General features: G+C 59.9%; 1 pseudogene. It reads left to right on the top strand.

The features are described 5' to 3' along the window. Window positions 1-155: 155 nt before the first annotated feature. Window positions 156-439: pseudogene (locus I6F37_RS40330) on the top strand (hypothetical protein); the annotation flags it as partial.

Below are 439 nucleotides of genomic sequence, written 5' to 3'. Positions count from 1 at the left end.
AAATGGGACTGGCCGTCCCGGATTTTCGAGCCGCCGAGCGAAATCTCCAGCTCCTCCTCCAAGTATCCGGTCGAGCCGGTCGCGCGCAGAGCGAAGGCAAAGTCATTCTCCAAACGTTCCAACCGGAGCATCCGGTTTTCGTCGCGCTGCAAACGATGGACGGACTCGACGACTACGGCGCGTTCATTCGCGAGGAGATCCGCAAACGCGACATGCTCGGATATCCGCCCAAGGGCCGACTCTGTTCGCTACGCTTTGACGGGCTCGACGATGCACTCGTCGAGAAGGCCGCAATGGCGGTCGGTGAGGGACTGCGCAAGATCAGCGCTTCGAGTCTCAAGATTCTCGGTCCCGTGGTGTGTCCCATGCACAAGGTCCGCAACCGTTACCGCTGGCACATCCTGCTCAAGTCGCAGAAGCAAAGCGATCTGGCTAAAGC

This window comes from Bradyrhizobium sp. NBAIM08 (assembly GCF_020193935.1).
GTDB lineage: Bacteria > Pseudomonadota > Alphaproteobacteria > Rhizobiales > Xanthobacteraceae > Bradyrhizobium > Bradyrhizobium yuanmingense.
This window is presented reverse-complemented; position numbering and strand designations above follow the sequence as displayed.